At 63.8% G+C, this 16,618-nt stretch carries 16 protein-coding genes; all 16 read left to right on the top strand.

Going from position 1 to position 16,618, the window contains the following annotated elements:
* Positions 1-2 precede the first annotated feature (2 nt).
* On the top strand, positions 3-1,568 hold the full coding sequence (locus C7435_RS12570) for a S49 family peptidase (protein ID WP_121211925.1): 1,566 nt from the start codon (positions 3-5) through the stop codon (positions 1,566-1,568).
* Between the two features lie 38 nt (positions 1,569-1,606).
* Positions 1,607-2,299 carry a head decoration protein gene (locus C7435_RS12565; protein WP_121211924.1) on the top strand — a complete coding sequence of 231 codons (693 nt, stop codon included), beginning with the start codon at positions 1,607-1,609 and terminating at the stop codon, positions 2,297-2,299.
* Positions 2,300-2,412: 113 nt separating this feature from the next.
* Positions 2,413-3,471, top strand: coding sequence for a major capsid protein (locus C7435_RS12560; RefSeq protein WP_121211922.1), 1,059 nt, complete (start codon positions 2,413-2,415; stop codon positions 3,469-3,471).
* A gap of 121 nt (positions 3,472-3,592) precedes the next feature.
* Positions 3,593-3,991, top strand: a complete 399-nt coding sequence (locus tag C7435_RS12555) for a hypothetical protein (protein ID WP_121211920.1) — start codon at positions 3,593-3,595, stop codon at positions 3,989-3,991.
* Positions 3,991-4,344, top strand: a complete 354-nt coding sequence (locus C7435_RS12550) for a head-tail joining protein (protein ID WP_121211918.1) — start codon at positions 3,991-3,993, stop codon at positions 4,342-4,344. The genes C7435_RS12555 and C7435_RS12550 overlap by 1 nt, the downstream gene beginning before the upstream one ends.
* Positions 4,344-5,063 (top strand): DUF6441 family protein, encoded by a 720-nt coding sequence (locus C7435_RS12545; RefSeq protein ID WP_121211916.1) that lies wholly within the window; start codon positions 4,344-4,346, stop codon positions 5,061-5,063. Before C7435_RS12550 ends, C7435_RS12545 begins: the two co-directional genes overlap by 1 nt.
* Positions 5,064-5,074: 11 nt before the next feature.
* Positions 5,075-5,548 carry a hypothetical protein gene (locus tag C7435_RS12540; RefSeq protein ID WP_121211914.1) on the top strand — a complete coding sequence of 158 codons (474 nt, stop codon included), beginning with the start codon at positions 5,075-5,077 and terminating at the stop codon, positions 5,546-5,548.
* 23 nt (positions 5,549-5,571) lie between these two features.
* On the top strand, positions 5,572-5,790 hold the full coding sequence (locus C7435_RS12535) for a hypothetical protein (protein WP_121211913.1): 219 nt from the start codon (positions 5,572-5,574) through the stop codon (positions 5,788-5,790).
* 66 nt (positions 5,791-5,856) lie between these two features.
* Complete coding sequence (locus C7435_RS12530; protein WP_121211911.1) at positions 5,857-6,825, top strand: phage tail tube protein; 969 nt, start codon at positions 5,857-5,859, stop codon at positions 6,823-6,825.
* Entirely contained in the window at positions 6,822-7,313 is a 492-nt protein-coding gene (locus tag C7435_RS12525) for a hypothetical protein (RefSeq protein ID WP_121211910.1), read from the top strand. The genes C7435_RS12530 and C7435_RS12525 overlap by 4 nt, the downstream gene beginning before the upstream one ends.
* A gap of 59 nt (positions 7,314-7,372) precedes the next feature.
* Positions 7,373-7,699 (top strand): hypothetical protein, encoded by a 327-nt coding sequence (locus C7435_RS12520; RefSeq protein ID WP_121211908.1) that lies wholly within the window; start codon positions 7,373-7,375, stop codon positions 7,697-7,699.
* Position 7,700: 1 nt separating this feature from the next.
* Positions 7,701-9,986 (top strand): coiled-coil domain-containing protein, encoded by a 2,286-nt coding sequence (locus tag C7435_RS12515; RefSeq protein ID WP_121211906.1) that lies wholly within the window; start codon positions 7,701-7,703, stop codon positions 9,984-9,986.
* Positions 9,986-10,351, top strand: coding sequence for a hypothetical protein (locus C7435_RS12510; protein WP_121211904.1), 366 nt, complete (start codon positions 9,986-9,988; stop codon positions 10,349-10,351). Before C7435_RS12515 ends, C7435_RS12510 begins: the two co-directional genes overlap by 1 nt.
* On the top strand, positions 10,351-10,854 hold the full coding sequence (locus tag C7435_RS12505; protein ID WP_121211903.1) for a DUF1833 family protein: 504 nt from the start codon (positions 10,351-10,353) through the stop codon (positions 10,852-10,854). Before C7435_RS12510 ends, C7435_RS12505 begins: the two co-directional genes overlap by 1 nt.
* 7 nt (positions 10,855-10,861) lie before the next feature.
* The gene (locus tag C7435_RS12500) at positions 10,862-11,302 is read left to right on the top strand and encodes an NlpC/P60 family protein (RefSeq protein ID WP_121211901.1); all 441 of its coding nucleotides are present in this window, start codon (positions 10,862-10,864) and stop codon (positions 11,300-11,302) included.
* Positions 11,286-16,618 (top strand): TipJ family phage tail tip protein (locus tag C7435_RS12495; RefSeq protein WP_233350771.1); only part of this gene is annotated, 5,333 nt, incomplete at its 3' end. The genes C7435_RS12500 and C7435_RS12495, both read left to right, overlap by 17 nt.

Genomic DNA, 16,618 nt, shown 5'->3' with positions numbered 1-16,618 from the left:
CCATGAGCAAACGCCGCCGCCTTTCGATGAATGCGTCCCAGGGCGCCATCATGCTGGCCATGCATGCCGGTTTCGAGCCGGAGCTGGGCCGTCTCGCCAAGGTCAATGGCTGGCGCTACGACCCGGATCAATCGCCCGGCCTGATGGATCGGGCCGTCGACAAGATGCGGCGCATGGTGTCCGGCGATGCCCGGCCTGTCATGCCGGAAGCCAGCGCCCTTGATGCGGACCTGACATGGGAGCGCGCCGGCTATTTCGCCGCCGGCGATGTCGCCGTGATCCCGGTCCAGGGCGTGCTGGCCCGCAACGGATACTATGATTATTGGGATGATTGCTGGGTCAGCGGCTATGCCGATATCGGTGATGCGATCGTCGAGGCCCGCGCTGATGAGCGGATTGCGGCCTCGGTTCTGGTGATCGACAGCCCGGGTGGACTTTCCTACGGCACGGACGAGCTGTCCGAACTGATCCAGGCCAATCGCATGGCGGCGGGTGGCAAGCCCATCGTCGCTTTCTGCCACATGGCCTACAGCGCCGCGCAACAGATCGCCGCCAGCTGCGATGCCTGTTTCGCCCCGCGTGGGGCAGGGCTGGGATCGATCGGCGTCCGCATGGGCTGGTTCGACTGGTCCGGCATGATGGCGGAAGACAAGGTCAAGCGGGAAGAATTCCTGTCCGGCCGCTTCAAGGATATGGGCTCGCCCTTCCGCGAAGTCACCAAGGAAGAGCGGGCCATGTTCCAGGCCCAGATCGATTCCCATGCCGGTTTCTTTTTCGAGGCGGTTGCGACCGGTCGCGGCATTTCTGTCGACACCGTTCGCAGCTGGGAAGCGCGCACCTTCACGGCGGGCGGCGAGGGCGATCTCGACCCCATCGCGGCCGGTCTTCTCGATGCAGTTCTCACCGAAGACGAGGCCTTCCAGGCCGCCCGTGCCCTTGCCGGGCTGACACCTTCCAGCGAGGCGGCTGACGGCCGCGTTGCCTCGCATACGGATCCAGCGGCCGCGACCAGAAAGAAGGAGGGTTCGATGTCGATCGAAGCCGAGATCGCGGCCTTGCGTGCCAAGGCTGCCAAAGGAAACACGGATGCGATTGCCAAACTTGGCAGTCTCGGCGTTTCCGTGAAACCGCCCAAGTCGGAGGGCGAGGATCCCAAGGGCACTGACCCGGTTGACCCTGAAGAGGAAGACGACGTCGATCCTGAAGAAGAGGAAGACGACGTCGATCCGGAAGCGGCTGACGACGCTGACGATCCGAACGCCGCCGATGACGAGGAAGAGCCGAAGTCGAAAAGCGCCGCCGGCCGCAAGATCGGCCGGATTGGCGTGCGCGACAACAAGGCCCGCCTCGGCTCGTCCCTGGCCGCGGATGTCGCCGCCGGTGAAACCAGCTTCAAGGCCGCCTTGCGCACGCTTCGCGCCGCCGGTGCGGAAGCATCGCCGTTCGACAAGGCCATGAAGGGTGGTCGTCGTGGCGCACCTCAGGCCAAGCCGGTCGATGCGCCCAAGAGCGGGGACGCAAACCGTGTCCTGGCCAAGATGAACAATCGGCTCGGCATCAAGGCCTGAGTCTTCGTCAATCGCTCCGGACCTGAAAGGAAATCCCCATGAGCGTTCTTGGATCCAATGTGTACGCCGAGCCGATGCGGCTCACGGACGTGCTCAAATACGAAGTATCGCCGCTTTTCTGCCGCGGGCAGGAAATCCTTTTGGCGGGTGATGGCGCTGTGCGCACCGTAGCGCTGGGCGCCGTGCTGGGCATGGCCTTGTTCGGCACGCCGACCACCACGTCCGATGAGGGTAATACTGGCGAGGGAACGATCGAAAGCATCACGCTGAAAGCGGGTGCACAGCTGGGTGTGTACTCGCTCGAGTGCATTGCGGCCTCGACCGGTGCTGCGACGTTTGCGGTCTTCGATCCCAGCGGCAACCGGTTGGCGGATGCTGTCGAAGCAGTGGCTTATGACAATGGGCAGATTGCGTTCACGGTGGGCACCGACTCCACCGATACCGAGTATGCGATCGGTGATAGCCACACCGTCACTGTGCCGGTTGGCACACTCAAGGTTACGGCCATCGATTTCACGGCCGTTGATGGCTCGCAGCGGGCTTGTGGGGTGGCGACCTTGTCGGCGACCGCGCCTGATGGCGTCGATGCGCGTGTGTCGGTCCTGAAACGCGGCCCGGCGGTCATCAATTCGGTCGATCTGACTTGGCCTTCCGGCGCAACCAGCGATCAGAAAGCCCAGGCCCTGGCTGAACTGGCAGCCCTGAATATCGAGGCCCAGTCCGCCGTCTGACGCGCGGTCAAATTCGGGCCTGATGCCCGGTCTCGGCGTGGTGCCGGGGCCGGGTTTTTGATGCGCGGCCGGCGCGGTCGCCCGTCTCCACCCACTCCTGAAAGGATAATACGATGGAGTTCGATTTTCTCTACGACTCGACCGCGCTGACCGGTCTGATCAATCGCGTGCCCAACCGCTTCGGTCTGGTCGGCTCGCTCGGCATCTTCGCCTCCGAAGGTATCGGCTCGACCAAGGTTGAAGTGCGCGAAGAAGAGGGCTCGCTGACCGTCCTCAATCACCGCCCACGTGGGTCCGGTGCCCAGGTCAATGAGCGCAAGCGTGGTAAGACCCGTGTCATCCAGGCCGGCCATTTCGAGCTGGAAGACCTGATCACGCCCCAGGATGTGCAGGATCGTCTTGCGGTGATCGGCCGTGAGAAGACGCCGGAAGCGGTCGAAGATCTTGTCGCCAAACTTCTGATCTCGATGGCCAACAAGCACTACATCACGCTCGAATGGAACCGTGTGGGCGCTCTCTCCGGCATTGTGCTGGATGGCGACGGCACCACCGAGCTGGTCAACCTGTTCGACGAATTCTCCATTGTCGAAAAGGTCGTGGACTTCGCCCTTGATTCCGATACCACCAAGGTGTTGGAAAAGTGCGAAGAGGTCACCGACCATATCGGCCGGAACCTCAAGGGCGAAACCATGACGGAGGTGGAAGGGATTTGCGGCACCACCTTCTTCAACAGCTTCGTTCAGCACGCCAATGTCGAGAAATACTATCAGAACTGGCAGGCGGCCGCCGCGCTGGCCAACCCCGACCGTAACAAGCAGGGCGGAAATTGGGGCCGCACCTTTGAATTTGGCGGGCTTCGCCTGATCGAATACAAGGGCACGGCGCCGCTTTCGACCGGCTCCAGCACGCCGTTCATCGCGGCTTCGGAATGCCGGTTTTACCCGGTCGGCACCACCGAAACCTTTGCCACCTATTTCGCGCCACCGGACACGCTGGACGCAGCCAATGCGCTCGCTGAGTTGCACAGCGATCCGGACTTCGGTGGCGAGGCCCAAATGTTCGCATCGCCGGACATTCTCAAACACGGCAAGGGTGTCGAGATTTATACAGAGTCCAATCCGATCTCGATCTGCCGGCGCCCGGAATTGCTCGTAAAGGGCACGGTGACTTAACCGTCCCCTAACCCAACTCAACAAGGGCCGGGCATTTGCCCGGCCCTTTTCTGAAGCGCTGGCCGTTCGACCAGGGTTTCAGTCAGGGGCCGATTGGCCTTGTTGAAAATGGAGAGACCCAATGACGACCAGAAAAACCGGCGCGACCAAGCGTGCCAAGACCGTGAAGGCTGAGGCCACACCACCCGCTGCCGCCGAGAGCAAGTCTGACGATCAGCTGTCGCTGGGCAGTGAGGGTGAAGGCGAGGCTGCGGCGACGGGCCAGTCGGCCGACGCTGATACGACGGCGGGCGGTGAAGCCAGCGCTGCCCCCGTCGAAGCTCCGGCTGGAGCGGATGGCGCTCAGATCGATGAGGGTCTGATTGTCGCTGTCGGGCTGGACTCGCAGCCCCTGCCCGCGCCTGCCGCCTTCGCTGGCGGTGTCGGCCGTTATCGCGTGGTCGCCTCGGGCGCCGAGATCCGTCTCGCCAATACGCGCGCTGCTGAGCGCGTTGCCGCCGGCGAGCTGGAACGCATCTGATGTCGCTGTCCGACTTCGACACCGCCTTCAATGAGCAGGCCCTGCCGGCGCTCTACGCGCAATTCGGTGAGACTGTGAGCTATACGCCGTCAGGCGGGGAGGCGGTGTCGGGTGTGGTGATCATCCCGGATGAAAGCGATCGCGAGCATGATGCGGGCGATGGCTTTGGGCAGATCCGCTCGGCCAGCCGCATCTGGCGCGTGCAACAGGCGGATCCGAAACTGGTCGCGGCCGGCGTGGTCCCGGCCAGGGGCGGTGTCTTTACCCGGTCCAATGGCCAGCGCTGCCGGATCGATGGCGCCCCGCGCGATGATAATGGCGAATGGGTGTTGGACATGGTCGAGATCGGCTGATGTCCTTCGACCCTGGCCAGCCGGATTTCACGATTGATGCCGGCATCGTCGAAAGCCTGTCGGCCGATATCGACGCCACTCTAGAAGAACTGGCTGATGCCGCCATGGCGGCGGCGGATTCGGTTGAGGCCTGGGGCAAGCAGGAATTGCGGGCCGATACCCGCGCCCCGCTGGGCGACAAGGTCGCCAATGCCTGGCGATCGCGCGTCTGGCCGAACAAGGGCGGTCAGGCGTCGATGGCGCCGTCGATCGGCTGGTGGTCGAACGCGCCGCATATTGTGCGGGCGTTCGCCGATGGCGAGACGATGCGGGCGGGCACGGGCAAGTATCTGCTCATCCCGACCGAGAATGCGCCACAGGCCGGTTACGGGTTTGGCCAATCCGGCCGCATGCGCAAATCGAGATCCTATGCGCTGGTCCAGGCGGAAAAGCGCTTCGGCAAGCTGCGCTATGTGAAGGTGAAGGGGCGAGACCTGATCCTCATGGTCGCCGACAAGGTCCAGAAGAATAAGCGCGGCTACGCGCCGGCCAGCAAGACAACGCTGCGGCGCGGTCGTGAGGAAAATGGCGTGGTCATGTTCATCCTCGTCCCCTCTGCGACCATGCCGAAATCGGTGAACCCGGACAGGATCGCCGCTGCCATCGGCCGCGAAGGCGTAGAGCGCTTTTCCCGGGCCTTCCGCGAAATTGCAACCCGTCGCTTCGGCGCTGACGACTGACAGGATCCATCATGGCGACACTCATTCATGACGAGGTCCGCACGGCCCTGGTCAGCGTCATCAGTGCGGCCCTGGCCGAGCTGGATGATCCGCTGGATTGGGTGGTGAACGATCCAAGCTATCTCGATGTGGATCGGGCTGAAAACTTCGTGCGATCTCGCGGCGTTCTGCTCGATGGAAAGGTCGTCAAAACCAGAGATGATCCACTGATTGGCCTCGCGCCGAGCTGGGATTTGAAGGCGATGTTTCCCTTCGTGGTCGAGGCGCTGGGCGGTGAAGCGGCTGACCGCCAGTCACGGGTTTCGGAGGTTCGCCAAGCGATCGCTGTGGCGATCACCGCTGATTACCGGCTCGGCGGCGGGTGTCTGTATGCAGGGGTCACGGATTTTGAGCCGGAACACCTGAAGACCACGGGCGTGGAAATCTCCACGCTCAACGCATTCACCATCGAGGTCGAATTCGTCAGCCTCACCCCAACCGGCTGACCCAACCACCAGAGGAGGCCGCCATGGCCACGAAAACCACCAAGGCTCCCAAGGCCGCTGCATCGGCTGTCGCCGATCGCCGGCCGTTCAAGGCCGTCCTGCTGCGTGATGTGGCCGGGATCGGCGTGCACGGCGCCATTGTCCAGTTCGATGCGGCGATGGTGTCGGAGGCGGGCCTGAAGGCCGGCACGGACTATCGCAAGGCCACGTCGCGCGACCTTTGCATCGCCGGGCAGGGCTGACCCCGCCTCTTTCTTCCCGCCGAACGCCGTTCGGTGGCGTGATTTTATCCAGCCAGGAGACATATCATGGCGCATCTCATTGGCCGCGAGGTCCAGCTGTTCACGCTTGCTCAGGCAGCGGCGGGAACCGCCGCCAGCGGCGATTTCAATCCGATCTCGCATTATGGCTTCACGCCCCGGCGCACGGATCCGCTGGTCGACGACCCGTTGATCGGTGTGGCCCTGGCCAATGTGCTGGATCCGCAACCGCCGACCAATGGCCTGGTCGAAGCCGGCCTCGATATCGACCTGCCCATGTGTTTCAACCAGCTGGGCTGGGTCTTGCCGCATATTTTCGGCGTCACCGCGCCCTCGGGCAGCGATCCCTACACGCATGTGTTTTCCTCCGGCGCGCGCGCCCATGCCGGTGGCTCATTTGCCTGGCCAGACGGGCCGGACTGGCGCCTTGCCAACACGGTCACCTGGTCGCGCCTCGAATTCGGCTTCACGCCCGAGGCCGGGCGTCGCCGGATCCGGTTGCAGGGCAAGGCGTCCAATATCGTCACGCTGGAAAGCGACCCGACCGGCACGCCGAACAGCCAGCTGGCGCTGAACACCTTCCCGGGCGCGGTCGGCTGCGCGATCACCTATAATGATGTGGCCGTGGCCAACATCATGGGCGGGTCATTCTTCTATGAGCGACAGCTGGTTGATGATCGGCCCATTCCGCGCCCCGATCGCACGGCCAAGGAATTCATTCCCGACGCCAATCCGCGCATCGGCGGCGCGCTGGACATTCGCCCGGTCGACAATACCTGGTTTGACATCGCCGCCGGCGGTGCAGTCGACAATCTGGCTCTGAGTTTCGCCACCGATTCCGACAACAAGCTGACCATCGCCCTGCCAGCCGTGCGGTTCGAGCCCAAGCAACGCGCGGCCACCGGCCAGGGCCTGCGCACGGAAAGCTATGACATGCGGGCCGAACAAACGGCGGCCGCGGCGGCTGTCACGGCCACGCTGATCAATTCGATCGCCGCTTATGCGGGTGAATCATGATCCGGCTTGCCAGCGGGCCGACTGATACCGGCGAAATCGTCATCACATTCCCGGAATTTGCTGAAACACGCGACGGCCAGCGCTGCATCCCGTCCATCACGCTGGACCGGCCAACCACGCCATCGCGAAAGGCAGCGGAGCTGGCCGCCTGGCGGGCGGTGCCTGTGCCCGATCAGGATGAAAGCGACGAAGACTTCGCCGTGCGGGCCACGCCCATCATGCAGGCCCTGGGTTTTACCGATGTGATCAAGCGCGCAGGCCTGCAGGATGGCATTCAGGCGGCGGTTCAGGCCCTTGATCTGGTCAAGATGGTGCAGCTGCATATCCGTAGCTGGGAGCATTTCGGAGACCAGGAGACCGGCGCTCCGCTCGAGCCGACGCCGCAGGCCGTGCAAGCCCTGATCCTGGGGCATCCGGTGATCGCGCGTCGCATTGAACGGGAAATCAATGTCGCGCTTGGCCGGGTGGTGCGTGAGGGAAACGCATAAGCGCCTCTCTCGCCTGGTTGCACGGGGGCGGCGCGAAAAACTGTCATGACTGTGTCGAGATGGGCGCAGCCTGTGCCCGGGGCGCTCGCACGCGCGATCCGCGCACGGACGCGCGCGATGCGGCGCCCGCACATCTTTGCCCCTTCAAGGAACACGCGCCCCGATCTTTCGAGGGGGCGCTGGTTCTGGGTCTGGTGCGGTCCGGCGCCTGCCTGAAACGCGGCGGGTGGGGCTTTGAAGGCCTTGATGCCGAGACCGCCCTGCGCCGCCTGGCACAGATGACACCGCGCCTGCCGGACTGGCTGGCGCTGGAATTACTGGACTTTGCAGAGGCCGGCGTTTTCGCCGGCATTGCCGCTGCCCGTGAGGCGCAAGGGGAGAGCTGACATGGCTGATCGCAAGGCCGGTTCCGTCATCATCAAGCTCGACCTGCGTGGGCAGGAAGAGATGAAACGCCGGCTCGAGGAGCTCGGCCCTGCCGGCGAGCGCATGTGGCGCGACATGTCGCGGGGGGCGCAGTCGACCAAGCAGGGCTTCAAGGCCTTCGACAATGCCCGCAAGGAAGTCCAATCCGGCATTGACGATCTGGCCTCGCGCGCCGGGCCTCTGGGCAGTTTCCTGACATCGATTGGCCCGTGGGGGCTGGCGGCAGCGGCGGGGCTTGGTGCGGTGGCGCTGGCCGCGACGCAAGTGTTCCGCTTGATGGAGCGGGCGGGAGAAACGGCCGAATTTGCCGAGCGTCTGGCCAATGTAGAACGGTCATCAGGTCTCGCCGCCTCGCGCGTTCTGTCACTGAGTTCCGCGGTTGAAATTGCCGGCGGAACGGTCGACGGCACGCTGAACAGTCTGGAGGAATTTTCCAAGCGTTTGGGGGAATTCCGGGCAACAGGGCAGGGGGAGGCCCGTGACGGTCTCGCCGCGCTGGGCTTGGTCGATCTGGCCGACAGCGGCGCGGATGCGAATGTCGTGCTGGATGCCGTGATTGAGCGGCTGCAGGAGATTGAAGACCCATCGCGGCGACTGGCGATCAGTGACAAGCTCGGCTTGCGTGAGGCGGGGCCCCTGCTTCAGCGCACCGGCGACGAGATGGCGCGCATTCTCAGTACTGCCGATCAAATCAACGCCGCCTTCTCTGATGCAACGATCACCCGGATGGCGGAAGGGGCCATGCGTATCCGCGAGGCGGAGGCTCGCCGAGAGGCTGCGCAGCGCCTGCAATCGGTCGGCTTCCTCGAGCTGGAAGTGTCCCTGACAGAAGCCAGGGCCGATCTGGACGAGCGGATTGCGGCCGCATTGAACTTGATGGTCGATGAGCGTGATCGCGAGACGGCCGCGTTGGAAGAGCAACGCGACCTGATGGTGGATATCGCGCAATGGATGAGCATCATACCGGGGCTACAGCAAGCCTCGCTGCGAGAGGCCACGCGGCTCAATGAAGTCCTGCGCGAGCGCGCCATGTATGACAGGGCGGTTTCCTCGGAAGATGCGGCCGTAGCCTATCAGGCCATGCTGGCGGACTGGGAGCGGGATGGCCAGTCCGGTGGTGATGACGGGCCGGACCTCGAACGCCGCCGCGAGCTGGAAGCGTTGGTCGAGGCCCAGTTGCGGGCCATGCAGACCCCGCTCGAACGGCTGGCGGAGCTGGAAACCGAATTGAACGAGGCGCGTGAAGCCGGGCTGGATATAACCCAAGCCCAGATCGATGCGATTCTCGAGCATCAGCGCGGCGTGCTGGGCCTGATCGAACCGATCAAGCAGCTGACGGAAGACGAAATCAAGCTGGCCGGTGCCATGGCTGCGGCCGCTGATCCGATGGAAGCCCAGAAGGCGCTGCTCGAGGAATTGCGGGCGCCGGCCACGCAGGCGGCCGAACGCCTGGATCGTCTATTCGCGCTGTGGCGCACCAGCCCCGATGATGCCGACATCATCATTGCCGAGATCGAGCGCGTGAAGGAGGCGCTGCACGGCGAGGATGGCAGCGGCGTGGTCGAAATGGATGATCGCTTCCCGACCCTGCGCAAGATGGCTGAGGAATACGCCAATCTGAATGATGTGATCGATCGCGGCGGATCCGAGATGCTGGACGGGATTGGCGACGGTCTCACCGATATCGTCACCGGGGCCGGGTCGGTCGGTGATGCCTTTGAGGATATGGGCAACCGCATCCTGCGAACCTTGGCTGAGATCGCGACCCAGCGATTCATCATCGGGCCGCTGGCCGGGGCGTTTGATTCCTTCCTCGATGGCGCGTTCGGCGCCAGCCAAGGCACCAGTTCGGGTGGCAGTGGCCTGCCTTTGCCCAAAAATGACACGGGCGGCCACTACACGGTTCGGGGCAATGCTGGCATCGATCGCAATGTGTTGTCGATCAATGGCAATCCCTTTGCCCAGGTGTCGCGCGGCGAGGATGTCGCGGTGGTGCCGGCGCTGTCCGCCATGGGCGGCGGCCGGGGGGGCAGCGTGCAACAGCTCGCTTTGCCTCCGCTGCAGATCCTGCTGGAAGACAAGCGCACGGAGGGCGGCAAGGCCTCGGTAAGCGAGCGCCGTTCGTCGGATGGCGGTCGGCAGCTGCGCATCCTGCTGGAAGAGCAGGTCGGCGACCTGATCGGCGCGGGTGCCTTTGATGATCAATTCGGGCGCTATGGGCTGTCGCCACATCCTGGGAGGCGGTGATGGCTGTCAGCTGGCCCGAGGGCCTGTCCTCTGCTCCGCGCCGGGAAGGCTACAGGCCGCCACGCGCGGGCGAAAACCTGTTGGAGACCCAGACCGATGCCGGCCCGGCCAAGCGGCGACGGCGCTTCACGTCTGTTCCCCATTTTGTCGAGCTGTCCTGGCGCTGGTCGGTGGCCGACTGGAAAGACAAATGGCTGCCCTTTCTCGAAGATGATCTGGAAGACGGATCGCTGGCCTTTGAGTGGACCGAACCGCTGACCGGCGAGGATTTCACGGCGACGATCATCAAGGGTTCGGCGGGCGTTACCACGTCGATCGGGCCGGGCGACAATATGGTCGTGTCGGTCAAGTTGCGGGTGATCTGATGCCCTCTCGCGCGTTTCTGGAATCGGCCATCGCGCAAGATGGCGATGAAATTTACCTGGTCTTGCTCACCATCACCCATCCGGACCTGGCGGCGCTGGGCCTGGACTATCCCGATCTGGGCATTAGCGATGGTGCGTTGCGCTTTGTGAACAATAACGCCGACATCACCAGTCGCGGCGATGTCTTCAAGGCCTATGGGTTTGAGTTCACGCCGCCGGGGCAGGGCGAAGGCGAGCGCATGCTGGCCAGCCTCACAGTCGACAATGTGGACCGCCGGATCGCGTTGACACTGCGTGCCTTGCAGTCGCGCCCAACTGTCCTGGTCGAAGTTATTCTCGCAGCGGATCCGGACACGGTGGAGCAATCCCTGCCTGAATTCTCCTTTACTGGCGCCGAAGGGGATGCGCTGGAAGTGACTGGCCAGCTCTCGGTCGATATCGATGAAGATGAGCCGGTGACCTCCTTTGATTTCACGCCGCGCACGGCGCCGGCGCTGTTCTGACAAGGACATGACGCCGCCTCGCGGATGGCACCGGCCTTACCTGGTGACCCCCTATGTCTGGCGTGGCCGGGATCCGGCCGGCTGGGATTGTTGGGGCGTGGTCGATTGGTGCCGGTCGAAGCATTACGGCCGCCCGGCGCACAGTCATGCGGATCTCTATGAGGTCAGCTCGCCTGCGACGCGCGGCGAGCGCTTTGCCCTGCAGGCCGATCTGATCGGCCGGCAACTGGTTCATTGGCATCCGGTCGAACGACGGCCGGGCGCTGCCATCCTGTTCCGCATTGCCGGTCAGCCGGTCCATGTCGGCCTTTATCTGGGGCAGGGCAGTTTTCTGCATGCCATCGCCCCGGCCGGTTATCGCCCCGGCACCCCCGCCACCCATCTTGAGCGCCTGGACGATCCCGTCTGGGCCAATCGCCTGGAAGGCTTCTATGACAGCACCGCGTGACGACATGCCGCCTGGGCCGTCGCAACTTCCTGTCACCACAGCTCCGCCCGCCGGCCAGCCCGGAACGGCGTTGAAGCGTTTGCGCCGCGGCGAATGCCCGGTCACCCTTTCCCTGCATCCCTTCACCGCCGACTCGGTGCAAACGGTGACCGCTCCGGCGGGGTTCACCCTGGCGGACATCGTCGAGCGCCATGTGCCAGACCCGATCTTGCGGGCGCATCTGGTTGTCGAGCTGGATGGAATTGAGGTCGATCGTGGCAGCTGGGATGTCACCCGCATCGAGCCGGGCGAATTCCTCCTCCTGCGCGTTCGCCCTGCCGGCGATGATGGATCCAAGATCCTGCGCACCATCCTTCAAGTCGCTGTCATCGCTGCGGCGACCTGGGTCGGCGGTGGTGCGGGTGGCGCGATCGCTTCGGCATTCTGGGCAGCAGCTGCTGCTGCTACGGTACAGATTGTCGGCAGTCTGATCGTCAATGCCCTGGTGCCGCCACCGCAGCCTAATTTCGGCCAGGGCGAGGCGCCGTCGCCGACTTATTCGGTAGATGGCGCTCGCAATCAACGGCTGGTCTATCGGCCCATGCCGGTCCTGTTCGGCGAGCACAGGGTCTACCCGCCCCTTCAAGGCATTCCGGTCCAGGAGATTGTCGGCGACGATGTCTATCTGCGCTATCTGCTGAATCTGGGTCCGATGCCGCTCGATTGTGATGTGGCTGACATCCGCATCGGCGAGACCCCGATCACTGAATATGTCGGTGTCGAATACGAAGTTCGCTCGAAGCCAACGGATCCGCCGATCACGCTCTATCGGGATGATCCTTACACGGAATCCGTGGGGTCGCTTCTCGATGGCGGAGCCTGGGTCAGCCGCTCTACCCAGACCGATACGACTGAAATTGTTGTGGTGCTGGCCTTTCCCCAGGGCCTGGGGCAAGTCGATGATCAGGGCCGCAACAAATCCCTCTCGGCCAGTTTCGAGATGCGTTACCGCCCGGCCGGATCCAGCGATCTCTGGGTCACCGCCCGCCCGACCGCCCCGCAGGGCAATGCCGCCGCAAGCGCCGGCGGCAGTGATCGTCTGGACTGGTTTGTTGGCGAGGGCGACCTGTCCAATTGGACGTCCAATTTCCCGGAGGGCACGGCCTCCGGTGCGCAGACCGAGACCCGGTCCGAGCCGGGCAGGCCGTTTCGGGTCGCGCTGCGCGCTGCGGTGCCCAAAGGGCAGTATGATGTCGAAGTGCGCCGCACGAACGCTGCCCAGGGCGACAGCAAGCAGAAATTCGATCGGCTGGAATGGGCGGCGCTGCGCTCAATATCGTCGCGCGATCCGATGCCGTTGGGTGATTACGCTTATATGGGCGTCTTCATCAAGGCATCGGATCAATTGTCTGGCGTGGTTGATGCGATTAATCTTGTTACCAAGCGGCGCGCGCACACCCTCGATGCAGCGATCGCCGATGCCGATGATCCCGACCTTTCTGAAGTGTCTGTCGATGATTGGAATGGTGAAGCAGCCACACGCAATGTCGCTGACAACACGCTCTTTCTTTATCGAGGCGGCCATACTGCCGTCCCGCTGGCGGATAGCCGGATCGACTGGCCGGCCTGGGCTGCCTTCTGGCGTTGGTGTCGGGATAATGGCTACACCGTCGACTATGTGATCGACACGCCAATGACCAGGGCTAAGGCGGCGCAGCTCCTGTGCGCCGCTGGGCGTGCACGCCCCATCTGGATCAATGGCAAACTGTCGGTGGTGATCGATGGTCCGCGAGCCGATGGTGAGCGCCAATTGTTCACGCCGCGATCGACGCGCGGCTTTCGCTGGCGCAAGGCCTTCCCGGGCACGGTCCACGCGCTGCGCGTCGCTTTCACAAATCGCGAGCAGGGCTATCGTGAAGACGAGATGCTGGTCTTCGCCGATGGTTATTCGGAATTGGGCGAGGCGGGTGGTGGCCCGACAGGCACACTGGCGGCCAGCGCCTATGAGAAGTTCGAGCTGCCTGGTGTTACCGATCCGGAGGTCGTCTGGAAGCTTGGCCGGTTCTGGCTCTACACGGCGTTGCTCCAGACCGAGACTGTCGAGTTTGACGTCGATATTGAGTCGGTCGCCTCGCGGGCAGGTGATCTGGCGGCGGTCGCCCATGATGTCATGCTTGTCGGCTTGGGCTCGGCCCGGGTTGCCGGGCTGACCTTAGACGAGTCCGGCGATGTTACGGCGATCACTCTCGATCAAGCGGCAGATGCGTCGTCCGGCCTTCTCGTCATGGAAGCCGGCAAAGACTATGCGATCCGCTGGCGTGAAGTGGTTGAGACCGGACCGTCATCAGGAAACTACAAGGTTACGGTGACGGCGGCGTTGCCGGTCTCGACGGTGGCCGGGCCGATCACCGCCCTGCAATTGCCGGATCCGGTTGATCCAGCTGATGCGCCAAAGGTCGGCCAGCTGGTTGCGTTCGGGGAATCCGGCAAGGAAACCTTCCCGGTTCTGATCAAGCGGATCCGGCCCGGTCGCGATTTTGCGGCGCGGATCGAGGCGGTGGCCTATGCGCCGGAACGCTTCGATGCTGACAGCGGCACCGTGCCGGCCTTCGACACCCGCATCACATTGCCCCGTGCGCCGCGACCGCCGACGCCGACCCACACTGAAACCCATGTGACCGATGACGGGATCTTCGTGCGCTTTGATGTGCCGGAGGCCTACGCCGACAATCTGTCCGGCTTCCAGGTGCGCTGGCGGCAGTCGCCAGAGGATGGATCAACGGCCCGGTTTGAGCGGCTGCCGGACTTGCGCAGTGATGAGCGCGTGGCCGTGCTGCCGCCCGGCGTGCCCGGCCGTACCTATGACGTTGAGATCATCACGCTGGGCGATGATGGCAGGGGGTCTGACCCGTTGCTCGTCACAGAGATTGGGGCGTCTGATGCCGTGTCTGCCCCCGCCGGCGTCAACGTCACGCCGGCGACATTCACCGGACCGGGCGGGGCCTCCATTCCGGGGGTGAGCCTGCAATGGACGGCGGCGGAAGATCCACGCCTGGTCGATTTACTGGTTTACGCCAAGGTGGCCGGCGCCGACGCCGACGAATATGTGGTGGTCGACACCGAACCGCCGCGCGCCGGCCAGGGCGATATCCGGGGACTGGTGCCCGGCCGGGAGTATGATTTCGGATTTGCCTATCGCGACCAGCGCGGCGCGGTGACACAGGTCTGGACGGAAGTTGCTGGCATTACAGTGCCGGATGCGCTGGTTGCGACGGACACAAATGCAGTCGGAGGAGAGGCTGCCGCCGCCGTCCTCGCCGACGTAGACGCCGCACTCGACGGTCTGGCGCAAGAGGTGATCGACCGCATCGACGGTGATGAGGGCTTGGGCGTCTCGCTTGACGAGGCCAATGCACGGCTGGATCTGGCGCGGGCGGATATCGACCACGAGCGGCGCCGTCTGTCTTCGACCCTTGCGCAGATGTTGGCCGGGTTTACCGGCCTGGTCTCGGAGGTCGAGTTCCGCGCCGACCAGACCGAAACCGCCTTCGTCCAGATCGAGGGCGCGGTTGTCCGATTGGGCAATGCCGAAGCTGCGATCATTGCGGAAAACACCGCGTGGACGGACGCGGTTGCGGCCGAGGCGGCGGCTCGGCTGTTGCTCACGGCCCGCATGGACGTGGTTGAAGGCGAGGCGAGCGACAATGCCGACGCGGTGGCGGCCGTCGCGGCCGACCTGGCGACGGAAGAGACCACGCGGGCATCCGAGACCGGCGCCAATGCGGGTGACATCGTCACGCTCGAAGGCCGCATGACCAATGCCGAGGAAGATATTCTCGTTCGAGCCACCAATGATCGGGTCAATGAAGTCGAGGTTGATGCGACCGAAGGTCTGCGTGCAGCGGCGCGGCGGCTGGACAGCTTGACGGCACAAGTGCTGGCCGGTTTTGCGGGCTATGCTGCCGAGCGCGAGGTGCGCGCCGACGAAACCGAGGCAGCCTTCGTGGAGATCGAGGGTGCGGTTGTCCGGTTGGGCAATGCCGAAGCTGCGATCATTGCGGAAAACACCGCGTGGACGGACGCGGTTGCGGCCGAGGCGGCGGCTCGGCTGTTGCTCACGGCCCGCATGGACGTGGTTGAAGGCGAGGCGAGCGACAATGCCGACGCGGTGGCGGCCGTCGCGGCCGATCTGGCGACAGAAGAGACCACACGGGCGAGCGAGACCGGCGCCAACGCGGGTGACATCGTCACGCTCGAAGGTCGCATGACCAATGCCGAGGGTGATATCCTCACCCGCGCGACCAATGATCGGGTCAATGAAGTCGAGGTTGATGCGACCGAAGGCCTGCGCGCGGCGTCGCGGGGGCTGGACAGCTTGACGGCGCAAGTCCTGGCCGGCTTCGCGGGATATGCTGCTGAGCTGGAGGTGCGCGCCGCCGAAACCGAAACGGCCTTCGTGGAGATCGAGGGTGCGGTTGTCCGATTGGGCAATGCCGAGGCTGCGATCATTGCGGAAAACACCGCGTGGACGGATGGGGTGGCGGTCAACGCGGCGGCCATTGTCGCGCTCGATGCGCGCCAGACGACGGCCGAGGAGGATATCCTCGCGCGTGCCACCATTGCCCGCGTTGATGAAGTCGAGCTGAACGCAGAGACCGCGCTTTCGGAATCTGAGGACCTGATCTACGCCGCGATTGGGGACAATGCGTCTGCGGTTTCTGTGAATGCCGGCGCGCTGGCTGATGTGAACAACCGGTTGGAAGCGACCTATGGGTTCACGCTGGATGTGGGCGGCAAGATCAATGGGATGCAGGCGCATTCCGATGGCGAGACAGCGACCGTCAACTTCGCCTTCGACTTCCTTGTAATCGAGGGTGAAGAGCGATTCACGTTTGACACCGAGACCGGCGTGCTGGGTGCGCCCGGTCTGGCTGTTGATACTGTCGTCGCGGAGACGGTTACAGCCCGCTCCATCGTTAATGGGCAGCTTGGCACGCGCTCGGCCGTTTATCTTGATGAGTTTGATTTCGTGTCGCTGGCCTCTGGCACGGTCAACCAGGAGAGTCATTTTCACACGTTGACCCTGACCACTGAAGCGATACCGGTGAAGCCAGGGTCGTTGCTCGAAGTCTCCATCGGATACGAGATTTCGGTCGAGTCCAATTCCTATGAATACTTCCGTTTCAAAGACGCGATCAGCCTGCTCGTGACCCGGTCAGATGATGCGGTTGTTGAGGTCACGCCAACCACTTGGCGGGACAGCTTTCATATCCACACGGCGACAACGAATACCGGCAGTGGCCCGAATGTGGGTAATCCCTATCCAATTGAAGATCA

This window comes from Maricaulis maris, assembly GCF_003634045.1.
GTDB lineage: Bacteria > Pseudomonadota > Alphaproteobacteria > Caulobacterales > Maricaulaceae > Maricaulis > Maricaulis maris.
Note: the sequence above shows the minus strand (reverse complement) of the source record. Positions and strands in the feature narration are given on the sequence as shown.

Coding starts and splice junctions, on each gene's coding strand:
- C7435_RS12550 (WP_121211918.1), top strand. CDS start 3,991: ATGTCGCTGTCCGACTTCGACACCGCCTTCAATGAGCAGGCCCTGCCG.
- C7435_RS12505 (WP_121211903.1), top strand. CDS start 10,351: ATGCCCTCTCGCGCGTTTCTGGAATCGGCCATCGCGCAAGATGGCGAT.
- C7435_RS12570 (WP_121211925.1), top strand. CDS start 3: ATGAGCAAACGCCGCCGCCTTTCGATGAATGCGTCCCAGGGCGCCATC.
- C7435_RS12520 (WP_121211908.1), top strand. CDS start 7,373: ATGGGCGCAGCCTGTGCCCGGGGCGCTCGCACGCGCGATCCGCGCACG.
- C7435_RS12545 (WP_121211916.1), top strand. CDS start 4,344: ATGTCCTTCGACCCTGGCCAGCCGGATTTCACGATTGATGCCGGCATC.
- C7435_RS12560 (WP_121211922.1), top strand. CDS start 2,413: ATGGAGTTCGATTTTCTCTACGACTCGACCGCGCTGACCGGTCTGATC.
- C7435_RS12530 (WP_121211911.1), top strand. CDS start 5,857: ATGGCGCATCTCATTGGCCGCGAGGTCCAGCTGTTCACGCTTGCTCAG.
- C7435_RS12540 (WP_121211914.1), top strand. CDS start 5,075: ATGGCGACACTCATTCATGACGAGGTCCGCACGGCCCTGGTCAGCGTC.
- C7435_RS12510 (WP_121211904.1), top strand. CDS start 9,986: ATGGCTGTCAGCTGGCCCGAGGGCCTGTCCTCTGCTCCGCGCCGGGAA.
- C7435_RS12515 (WP_121211906.1), top strand. CDS start 7,701: ATGGCTGATCGCAAGGCCGGTTCCGTCATCATCAAGCTCGACCTGCGT.
- C7435_RS12500 (WP_121211901.1), top strand. CDS start 10,862: ATGACGCCGCCTCGCGGATGGCACCGGCCTTACCTGGTGACCCCCTAT.
- C7435_RS12555 (WP_121211920.1), top strand. CDS start 3,593: ATGACGACCAGAAAAACCGGCGCGACCAAGCGTGCCAAGACCGTGAAG.
- C7435_RS12565 (WP_121211924.1), top strand. CDS start 1,607: ATGAGCGTTCTTGGATCCAATGTGTACGCCGAGCCGATGCGGCTCACG.
- C7435_RS12535 (WP_121211913.1), top strand. CDS start 5,572: ATGGCCACGAAAACCACCAAGGCTCCCAAGGCCGCTGCATCGGCTGTC.
- C7435_RS12525 (WP_121211910.1), top strand. CDS start 6,822: ATGATCCGGCTTGCCAGCGGGCCGACTGATACCGGCGAAATCGTCATC.